Source organism: Micromonospora sp. BL1, from assembly GCF_003667485.1.
Classification (GTDB): Bacteria; Actinomycetota; Actinomycetes; order Mycobacteriales; family Micromonosporaceae; genus Micromonospora; species Micromonospora tulbaghiae.
In genome coordinates this window covers 1-9,712 of the sequence record NZ_RCVK01000396.1, presented here as the reverse complement: position 1 = coordinate 9,712, position 9,712 = coordinate 1, and the positions used below count along the sequence as shown (strand labels likewise).

Here is a 9,712-nt window from a genome sequence, read left to right as displayed (position 1 = left end):
GCCACGCCCCGTTCCCCAGCACAACCCCCTGGGGTACGCGCGACCGCCCGCCGCCGCTCCGCCCCGGCGCTCCCGGTCCGGCCTGTGGACGACCGCGATCGTGGTGGCTGTACTGGTCATCCTCTGCTCGGGCGTGATTTCGTTCCTGTACCGGAAATACGGTGCTACCGCATCCGCTCCGGCGAGTGTGAGCGTGACCTCCGGCGCGGTGCAGCCGTACGGAGGCGACTATCCGGTCCGCACGTCGTACCGTCGTGAGGTACGCCTCCTGCCGGCCGGCGGCGGTACGACGACGAGCGAAGGACGAGAGACGCGATGACAGCGCAGGCCCGCCTGCTCGGTGGCAGGTATCAGGTCGGCGAGCTGCTGGGCTACGGCGGCATGGCCGAGGTGCACCGCGGCCGCGACCTCCGGCTCGGGCGGGATGTCGCGATCAAGATGCTCCGTGCCGACCTGGCCCGGGATGCCACCTTCCAGATGCGGTTCCGCCGCGAGGCGCAGAACGCCGCCTCGCTCAACCACCCGGCCATCGTCGCCGTCTACGACACCGGCGAGGAGACCGGCCCCACGGGCGAGACCCTGCCGTTCATCGTGATGGAGTTCGTCAACGGCCGGACCCTCAAGGAGGTCCTCGGCGTCGAGGGGCGGCTCCAGCCGCGCCGGGCGCTGGAGATCTGCGCCGACATGTGCGCCGCGCTGGAGTTCAGCCACCGGCACGGGATCATCCACCGGGACATCAAGCCCGGGAACGTGATGCTCACCCAGACCGGCCAGGTCAAGGTGATGGACTTCGGCATCGCCCGGGCGCTGGCCAGCGGCGCCACCACGATGACGCAGACCAGCGCGGTCATCGGCACCGCGCAGTACCTCTCCCCCGAGCAGGCGCGCGGCGAGGCGGTCGACGCCCGCTCCGACGTCTACGCGGCCGGCTGCGTGCTGTTCGAGCTGCTCTGCGGCCACCCGCCGTTCGTCGGGGACAGCCCGGTCAGCGTCGCGTACCAGCACGTACGGGAGCAGCCGCCGACGCCGAGCACGATCAACCCGGACGTCAACCCCGCTGTCGACGCCATCGTGCTCAAGGCGCTGTCGAAGAACCCGCTCAACCGCTACCAGAGCGCCGGCGAGATGCGGGCGGACCTGCTCCGCGCCGCCGCCGGCCGGCCGGTGCTCGCCACCCCGGTGATGCCGGCCGACGAGACCATGCCGATGGGCGCGGCCGCGGGCGGCGGATACCACCAGGCGCAGCAGACCCAGATGATGGGCCCGCAGACCCGCCAGCAGCCGGTGGCGCGGGTCGGCGACCCGGGCAAGCGCAAGAGCTCGTCCTGGGTGATCGCCGCGTTCGCCGCGCTCGGCGTGCTCGCGGTGATCGCGCTCGGCACCGCGCTCTGGCTCAACCAGGCCGGCAACGAGAAGGTGTCGGTGCCGCAGTTGGTGGGCCGTTCGCAGGCCGAGGCGCAGGCCGCGCTCAGCCAGGCCGGGCTGCGTTTCGCCCCCGGGGACCCGGTCAAGAACGCCGAGTGCAAGAAGGGCACCGTGGTCGAGCAGAACCCGCCGTTCGGCCAGCGGGTGGAGAAGAACAGCGCCGTGACGGTCCAGATCTGCGTCGGCCCGGACGAGGTCACCATCCCGCAGAGCTTGGTGGGCGGCAACTTCACTGCCGTGAAGGCGCAGCTGGAGAGCCTGGGGCTCACCGTCGAGCGCAAGGATGTCGACGACGATGCCCGGGAGGGCCAGGTCACCAGGGTGTCGCCCAAGGAGGGCAGCAAGGTGGCCCCGGAGAGCAAAGTGACGCTCGAGGTCTCCAGGGGCAACGTCATCACGGTGCCGGACGTCCGTGGCTTCACCGAGAACCAGGCGCGGAAGCAGTTGGAGGAAGCCGGTTTCCGAGTCAAGGTGCAGGACGGCAACGAGGTCGACCCGGCCGAGGCGGACAAGGTGAGCAGCCAGAGCCCGTCGGCCAGGAGCAAGCAGCCCAAGAACTCGACCGTGACCATCAGGGTCGACGTGCCGAAGGCCGAGGAGACCGAGAGCCCGTCCCCGAGCGAGACCCCCAGCGCGACACCGACCACGCCGGGTGGGGGCGGTGGCGGCTTCCCGTTCCCGACGGTCCCGCCGGCACGCGGCAACGGCGGCTGACCGACGCGGAATCACACTTGGCCGGGTCGTGTCCCCCGACTGGAAAGAGTGTTAATCGTCGGGCATCAACGTGATTCGATGTTCCTTGGGCGTTGGCATCGATTCCCGAGGAACTAATCACGGGATGAACTATGGCCGGTTCTCGGCGCGGCTCGCTGCGGTCGATCGCAATCATCGCAACCCTCCTGGCAAGTCTCGGGACAATTGCTCGGGCGGGGTGATCTCAATCCGCCCTACTTGACGCGCAATCTCGCTGATGGCTCGGTCGAGAAGTTCGTCGATCCCAAGGCAGAGGCGGTGGCGGCGTGGGGCGTACTTGCGGGCGGTTCTCACGTTCATGTCAAGCCGGCGGGCGGTCGCGTCATGGCCGCTCTACGCAACGCCGCCATCGGCGCACTCCGCACCGCCGGAATCACCAACATCGCCGCCGGCCCGCCATCATGCCCATGACAGCACCCGCCCGCTGGCACTCCTCGGCATCACCTGACGACTTTGCCGGGACCCTGATCCAAGGCTGCCCGACTCGCGGCCTTCGCCCGTGTCGCAGCAATCAACCCTCATGCATTGCTGAGATCACCTCACTACTGACTACGACAGCCGCCCCAATTGCTAGCCTCGGTCTTTCGCTAAGTGTTGATCAAGGCTTGTGGGCCTGTCTGTTGATCTTCTCGGGCTGGCCTGTGGTGGTGTGGGCATGGTGGTGGCCCGGCGCGTGGTCGGGTTCCTCCGAGGGCGCTCGGCGGGTCGGGGTGTCGGGTTCAGGTGATCGGTCGGGGTAGCGCGGCGAGGCGGTTGAACGCTGTGACGAGGTCGTTGGCCCAGGGCCAGTGCTGGGCGATGCGTAGCCGGGTTTGGCGGGCCGAGCGGGTGAGTCGGGCGGCGACGTGGAGTAGCCGGTAGCGCAGCTTCTTGGGTTCGGCTGCGGCAAGTTCGCCGTCCAGAAGTAGCAGTTGGGTCCAGGCGAGCAGGTCGATGCCGGTGAGGACGACTTCCAGCCAGGCGGCGTTGATGGCGAACACGCGGGAGGGGAATCGGCCGAAGCCGGTGTCCTTGCCGCAGCGGATGCGGTCCTCGACGCGGGCGTGACCGCGGTGGCGGGCCTCCAGGTACTGAATGGCGCCGTGGCCGGGTGGGGTGTCGGTGGCCAGTACCTGGTGTCGCATGCCTTCGATGGTGTCGAACAGGCTCAGTTGCGCGCCGGGGTGCGGCCGTTCGCGGCGCACGATGAACCGGGTTCCGGCCGGGAAGCCGTCGGCGGGGACCAGGCCGGTCAGTTCGGCCACGTGGGCGCCGTCGCGGGGTTCGCCGTCGGTGTCGAGGGCGGGCACCCACGTGCCGTGCTGTTTGGCGTGCAGGATCGCCTGCCGGATCGGTTCGGTGATGGCGACTCCGACGGAGAACGTGGTGTCCACTCCCTGCTTGCGCAGGTCGCGGATGTGCGCGAGGAACCCTTGGGTGCAGCCGGCCGAGTCGGTGCGGATCAGGATCGGGGTGCCGTGCCGGTGGGAGTCCGGGATCTGGGCCAGGGCGGCGTCGAGGACGGTGATGTGGTCGGCGGTGGTGTTCGACCCGGCCCGGCCCTCCCGCAGCAGGCCGGACAGGGCCTCGCGGGTGTTGTCCAGGAAGCAGAACAACGGGTGGTAGCCGAAGGTCTTCTTCCAGGTCGGGGTCGCTGATTGCTTGTCCGAGTGGCACAGCACGATCGAGGCGTCCAGATCGAGGACCAGGCCAGGGACCGGCTGGCCAGCCGCGGTTGTCTGCGGGAGCCGGCCGCGGGTCTCGGCCAGCTGGGCCCAGGCCAGCTGACGAGCCCGTGCCCGAGCGTCACGCAACCGACCCAGTGCCTCACCGTCCACGCCGGACAGGAGCCGCCACGCCGTCGGGTCCGACGCGACCGGACCGAACAAGTCCGCCGGGTCACGCAGCACGGCCAGGTCCGAGATCGCTTCACCACCGTCGGCGAGCATCACCGCCAGGTCCACCGCGACCCGGCCCGGGTCGTGCTGGCCACGCCGCCGCCGCAGACCGGCGAGGGCCTCACCGAACGCCCCGGTCAGCCCGGTCACCTCCGCGACATCAGCGAGGAGACGAGCGCTGGCATGGCCGACCACGCCACGCCCGTCGGCACTCACGATGATCTTCGGGCGCGCTCCGGTAGCCTTCACTCGGTAAGTGCCTTCCGTGCGGACGATCATGGGCCTTCGACAAGCCAGATCATCCCAGATCGGGAGGCACTTCCTCATTTCTGATCATGAACCACAGACGGCCTTACTGAACGGCCGAGGCTAGCTGACCAGGGCGTAGTCTCTGTTTAGGGGCAGGCGAGTCGTTGACGTTGAATTTCTAGTGTCGCGTGTCTGAGTTCTTTTGACGGTTGGCTTTGGTGAGGATTTGGTCGGCGGTCTTGGTCCAGGCGAACGGTTGGCAGCGTTCGTTGTAGGCGTCGATGAACCTGCGGATCGCGGCGATCAGGTCCGGGACGCTGGTGAAGGTGCCGCGGCGGATGGCTTGGCGGGTGATGATCCCGAAGAAGACCTCGACGAGGTTCATCCAGGATGCGCTGGTCGGGGTGAAGTGCATGGTGATGCGGGGGTGCTTGGCGAGCCAGGCCTTGACGTTCGGGCGGTTGTGGGTGGCGTAGTTGTCGCAGACCACGTGGAGTTCGACTCGGGGGTGAGCCTTGGCGACCTGCTTGAGGAAGGTCAGGAACTCGCCGTTGCGGTGACGGGGGTAGCAGGCGTCGGCGGTGATCCGGCCGGTGGCGACCTCCAGGGCGGCGAACAGGGTGGTGGTGCCGTGCCGCCTGTAGTCGTGGGTCCGTCGTTCGGCCTGGTCGAAGCGCATGGGCAGCAGTGGCGCGGTCCGGTCGAGTGCCTGGATCTGGGACTTCTCGTCGATGCATACGACCACGGCCTTGTCCGGGGGGTCGAGGTAGAGCCCGACCACATCGCGGATCTTGGCCTCCAACCGCGGGTCGGTGGAGAACTTGAACGTCTCGACCCGGTGGGGTTGCAGTCCCCAGTCCCGCCAGATCCGGGCGACCTCGGCGAAGCTGACGGGCGTGCCCTGCCTGGTCAACTGGTCGGCGAGGGTTCTGGCCGACCAGTGCGTGATGCCCAGGTCCGCCGGCGGCGGGTTCAGTGTCGCTGCCACCACGGCGGCCTCGTCGATGACCGGCGGGCGACCCGGGCGCGGCAGGTCCGCCAAGGCGCCGAGACCGCCGGCGGCGTATCGGGCCCGCCACGCGACCACGGTCTGGCGGCTCATCCCCACCCGCCGGGCGATCTCCGCATTCGACACGCCCTCAGCGGCCAGCAACACCATCCGAGCGCGCTGGACATGCCCGGCCGGCGCCGTGGACGAACGAGTCAACTCACGAAGACGAGCACCATCACCCGGACGGAGAACCAACGGCGCGGCTACAGACACGCCTCATTCTCCCGCACCCAAACCGTCAAGTCACTTCAGACACGCAACACTAGCCTAAAAAACGGCTTGACCTGGACTTATTGATTGATCGTTGACGAAGTAGTAGGGTGATGGCACACTTTCCATCATCGACACGCTACCCAGTGCAGGTTGACTAAGAGTGGCCGGCCTTGAAGACGCGCATTGCCAGTGAGTTCGGTGGCCCCATGCAGGTTCTTTCTGTCGGAGGTTAGGAGAAACCGTGCGTTTTGGAGTACGAATCAGAGCTGCGGCTGCGGTGATTTTCACGGCTCTTGCGTTTGGGGTATTCGGGATAGCTGGGCCAGCTCAGGCGGGTTGTAGTACAAGAGCCTTCGTCTACTACTACAAGTCGGGCAGCGAAGAGAAGGTCTGGAGTAGGTCATGCAGTGGAAGGTATCCTATAAATTCTGTCGGAGTTGGGATGTCAACTGGTCCTTGGTCGGGATATCTGACTGAGTCAGGTGGCAAGCAATGGTACTTCTGCGACTGGGAAGATTGGAGTTTTTATCCCGACTATCCGAGGTTCAAGGAAATTTACTTGAGTGCGACCAAGATGGCGCACTGTACTTGAACCCACTGACCTAAACTTTGGCCGATTTTGTGGTTTTGGGTACTTCTGGCACGGCGATGGTTATCTCGTACGTGACGTCGCGGGTACGTTCTGTTCTGCGTTGGCGGGTGTGCGAGGTCCGTTGTGTTGCCGGTCGTGGCGGTTAAGCGGCTGGCCGGCGATGGCGGCGACGAGCGTGGTGGCGGGGTCGGGGTCGTGGTGTCCGCAGTTGACGCAGGGGCCGCGGTCGGTGGCGAGGAGATTGCGGGTCAGGGCGAGTACGGCGGTGAAGCTGATCCCGTCAGGTCGACGTTCAGGTCGAAGGCGGTGTTCACGGCGAAGCGTACGAGGGCGTTGTGGACGGTCAGGAGGGACCCAGAGTTCCTGGTGGGCCAGTTGCGGGGTCTGTCCGCGTAGGCGGGTGCCGGGTTCGCGCAGAGTGCTTTTCAACCGGGCGTAGGTCAGTTCGATCTGCCATCGCTCGGCAAACAGCGCGGCGATCTGGTCGGCGGGATAGCGGACCCTCTCGGCACACCCTCAACCCGCACCCGCGGGATCCGCTCGGTCACCCGAGCGGTCACCACGCTGACGCTGTCCCGCCGGAACAGGCACAACCCGAGCACGATCATTGCGGTGACCGCGCCGGTCAGCACCCGCCGCCGGCCATCGACGTGTCCGGCCTCGGCCTGCGCCCGCCCGATCAGCTCCGCACCGGACAACACCGGCCGAGGTAGGTGACGTGCTCGCGTTGGCAGTGCAGGACGTCGGCGGTGATCACGGTGTCGCGTAGGTCGCTGATCTGGTCGAGCAGCGGCGCGAACCGGGTGATCTCGTTGGTCTTGCCGTCCACGTCGATGCTGGCCAGGACCACACCGGTGGCCTGGTCGCAGGCGGTCATCACGTGCCGGGCAGGGGTGCCGGTGGGTGCGGGAGCCGCGCAGGGTCTTGCCGTCGACGGCGATCGCCCGGCCGGCCGTTGAGGTGGTGGCGGTGGCCCGGCCGGCGAGCCAGACACTGATCGCCGCGGTCAGTAGTTGCGGGTCCATGGCCTGCAACAGCCGACGGATCATCGCCTGCGATGGGCGCCGGTCGGCAGTCATGCCCAAGGCGACAGCGGTTGCCGCCGGCACGTCGGCGACCCATTCGGCGATCGCGGCGTACGAGCGGTAGCCGGCGACCACAGCACACACCGCTGCGGTGACCACGACTGTCAGCCGGTGCCGAACACCTCGCCTGGCGCGTGGATCAGGCACACCAGCGAGCGCTTCGGGTAGCCCACCAGCGGTTTCGGCAACGGTCAGAGCCGGTGCGCAGGACAAGGATGAGATCAGCGATGATGGCAGCGCGGGCATGACTCACTTCGAACGATCAACATGGCGTAGAGAACCTTGATGATCTTCTGAGCCAGTCATGCCCGTCTTGCTGCCACCACCAACGGCGCTTCTACCCCAAGCCTCACAAGTCAGACACCGTCACGACTTTGCCGGGGCCCTGCCGAAGCTCCTGGCTGGAACATGTTGATCTAGTCAATCCATGTCCTACCAGGAGCTTCTCCACATCTCACACCCGACCCACACCCCGGACCGAAACCGGGACTATTGATCACTAAACGGCCTTGAGTTTAGGTCAGTAGTGGTAGTTGACCCTATATGTATCGTTGAAACGGAATCAAATTCAGCCGCTGCTTGGAGTACTAACTCCGGGTGCGTTGGAGTTGCGCCAGCAGATGAGGGCGCAGGCGAGGCTGAGGAAGGCTTGCTGCACAGGTTAAAGATCAAGTCAGGCGGCGGCGAAGGCGGCGCGGCGGCGGGCGTCCACCTCGGCGGCCAGCTCGGGAGCGCGCTCCAGCGCCTCCGGGAAGCCGCAGGCGGCAAGCCAGTTCGCCAGCATCAGGTGACCGCCCTCGGTCAGCACCGACTCGGGGTGGAACTGCACGCCCTCGATCGGCAGCGAGCGGTGCCGCATCGCCATCACCACGCCGGAGGCGGTCCGGCCGGTGACCTCCAGCTCGTCGGGAAGCGTCTCGGGCAGGACGGCCAGCGAGTGGTACCGGGTGGCGGTGAACGGGTCCGGCAGCCCGGCGAGCACGCCCACGCCGTCGTGGCGTACCTCCGAGGTCTTGCCGTGCAGCAGTTCCGGCGCGCGGGCCACAGTCGCGCCGAACGCCTCGCCGATCGCCTGGTGACCGAGGCAGACGCCGAAGATCGGGAGCTTGCCGGCGTACTCGCGGATCACGTCCAGGCAGATGCCGGCCCGGTCCGGGCTGCCCGGACCGGGTGACAGCAGGACACCGGCGGCGCCGGCGCGGCCCACCTCGGCGACGTCGATCTCGTCGTTGCGCCGCACCTCGCAGTCGGCGCCGAGCTGGCCGAGGTACTGCACGAGGTTGAAGACGAACGAGTCGTAGTTGTCGATCACCAGTACGCGCATCGGGGTCACCTGTTCGGGGTGGAGGGTGGGGCGTTGTTCGTCTCGGTGCTGTACGGCAGCTCCTCCTCGCCGGGCAGCCCGGTGGGTTCGGTGATCCCGCCGTCACCCGGTACGCCGGATTCCTGGGTGACCTGCACGTCGTCGAAGGGCAGCAGCGGTTCCGCCCACGGGAAGACCACGAACCAGAGCAGCGCGACGGTGGCGGTGGCCAGCACCAGCGAGCCGATCAGCTTGCCGGGCAGCCCGAACGGCAGCTTGCGCCAGATCCACGAGTACACGGCTCACGCCTCCAACTCGGCCGGGCGGCCCGCCGACTTGGCCTGCGTGTGGTCCAGCCGGGCATGGATGATCAACCGCTGGTAGTTGTCGAACTTCGGGTTGCAGGTCGTGAGCGTGAGCAGCTTCTCGCTGGCCTTCGCGTCCGGCTTGCCCGGCACCGGCGCGACCACCTCCACCTGGGACGGCTTGACGATCCGCTGCTGGTAGACCCGGTAGACGAGCCAGTCGGTCCTGGTCTCGACCACTATGGCGTCGCCGGTCTTCAGCTCGTCCAGCCGCCAGAACGTGGAGCGGATGCGGTGACCGGCGACGGAGAAGTTGCCCACCTCGCCGGGCATGGCGCTGTCCGGGTAGTGGCCCGGGGCGTACCGGATGTCCTCCGGGCTGACCCCCTCGACCACGACCCAGTGCTTGTCGAACCTGGGGATGTAGAGGCCGGCGACCGGCTTCCCCTTGGCCGGCGGCTTCGGCTTCACCGTGGGACCGGTGGTCGGGCCGACGGTCGGGTCCGCGGTGGCACCCCACTCCTGGGCGAGTTGGCTGTTCAGGTCGCTCTGGTGGGCCTCGACGATGACCGCCTTGCCCCAGATCTCGTACCCGGCGAAGAGGAGCACCACCAGCCCGAACGTGATCAGCAGCTCGCCGGTGCCCCGGACGACGGTGCGCAGCCGGGAGCCGACTGTGGGGCGGGTCAGCTCGGAGTAGACGCTGCGGTATCCGTCGCCGGTCTGCTCGGGCCGCAGCTGCACCACCCGCTCGCCGCGCCGGGGGCGGGGTGGCTCGGCGGGCGGCTCGCCGCCGCCGTCGCCGGTGTCCGGCGCCGGGGGCACCGCGCCCATCAGCCCGGTGGCGTCCAGGTGGGGG

Annotated in this window: 9 protein-coding genes and 2 pseudogenes; 3 read left to right on the top strand and 8 right to left on the bottom strand. The window is 67.7% G+C overall.

The genetic code is table 11. The features are described 5' to 3' along the window. From EAD96_RS31735 to EAD96_RS31730, 3 genes and pseudogenes are all read left to right on the top strand, one after another. Positions 1–319: pseudogene (locus EAD96_RS31735) on the top strand (serine/threonine protein kinase); the annotation flags it as partial. Further along, on the top strand, positions 316–2,139 hold the full coding sequence (pknB, locus tag EAD96_RS29190) for a Stk1 family PASTA domain-containing Ser/Thr kinase (RefSeq protein WP_121686499.1): 1,824 nt from the start codon (positions 316–318) through the stop codon (positions 2,137–2,139). The pseudogene EAD96_RS31735 and the gene pknB, both read left to right, overlap by 4 nt. A gap of 237 nt (positions 2,140–2,376) precedes the next feature. Then, the gene (locus tag EAD96_RS31730; protein WP_233586222.1) at positions 2,377–2,589 is read left to right on the top strand and encodes a hypothetical protein; all 213 of its coding nucleotides are present in this window, start codon (positions 2,377–2,379) and stop codon (positions 2,587–2,589) included. A gap of 308 nt (positions 2,590–2,897) precedes the next feature. Here the strand turns inward: EAD96_RS31730 and EAD96_RS29185 are convergent, their stop codons facing one another. The 8 genes and pseudogenes from EAD96_RS29185 to EAD96_RS29150 all read right to left on the bottom strand — a co-directional run. Next, positions 2,898–4,334, bottom strand: a complete 1,437-nt coding sequence (locus EAD96_RS29185) for an IS1380 family transposase (RefSeq protein WP_121686498.1) — start codon at positions 4,332–4,334, stop codon at positions 2,898–2,900. Between the two features lie 148 nt (positions 4,335–4,482). Continuing rightward, on the bottom strand, positions 4,483–5,550 hold the full coding sequence (locus EAD96_RS29180) for an IS630 family transposase (protein ID WP_199733335.1): 1,068 nt from the start codon (positions 5,548–5,550) through the stop codon (positions 4,483–4,485). Positions 5,551–6,600: 1,050 nt separating this feature from the next. Further along, entirely contained in the window at positions 6,601–6,792 is a 192-nt protein-coding gene (locus EAD96_RS31930; protein ID WP_368666049.1) for a hypothetical protein, read from the bottom strand. A gap of 47 nt (positions 6,793–6,839) precedes the next feature. Then, positions 6,840–7,037: a hypothetical protein gene (locus EAD96_RS31725; RefSeq protein WP_233586221.1), complete on the bottom strand. Its 198-nt coding sequence runs from the start codon at positions 7,035–7,037 to the stop codon at positions 6,840–6,842. 166 nt (positions 7,038–7,203) lie between these two features. Then, positions 7,204–7,491: pseudogene (locus EAD96_RS31720) on the bottom strand (transposase family protein); the annotation flags it as partial. Between the two features lie 427 nt (positions 7,492–7,918). Next, complete coding sequence (locus EAD96_RS29160; protein ID WP_121686501.1) at positions 7,919–8,569, bottom strand: aminodeoxychorismate/anthranilate synthase component II; 651 nt, start codon at positions 8,567–8,569, stop codon at positions 7,919–7,921. Positions 8,570–8,574: 5 nt separating this feature from the next. Beyond that, on the bottom strand, positions 8,575–8,847 hold the full coding sequence (locus EAD96_RS29155; protein ID WP_120572423.1) for a hypothetical protein: 273 nt from the start codon (positions 8,845–8,847) through the stop codon (positions 8,575–8,577). A 3-nt stretch (positions 8,848–8,850) separates the two neighbouring features. Continuing rightward, a partial coding sequence (locus tag EAD96_RS29150; protein ID WP_233586220.1) for a class E sortase occupies positions 8,851–9,712 on the bottom strand: 862 nt, incomplete at its 5' end.

Coding starts and splice junctions, on each gene's coding strand:
- pknB (WP_121686499.1), top strand. CDS start 316: ATGACAGCGCAGGCCCGCCTGCTCGGTGGCAGGTATCAGGTCGGCGAG.
- EAD96_RS29185 (WP_121686498.1), bottom strand. CDS start 4,334: ATGATCGTCCGCACGGAAGGCACTTACCGAGTGAAGGCTACCGGAGCG.
- EAD96_RS31725 (WP_233586221.1), bottom strand. CDS start 7,037: ATGACCGCCTGCGACCAGGCCACCGGTGTGGTCCTGGCCAGCATCGAC.
- EAD96_RS29160 (WP_121686501.1), bottom strand. CDS start 8,569: ATGCGCGTACTGGTGATCGACAACTACGACTCGTTCGTCTTCAACCTC.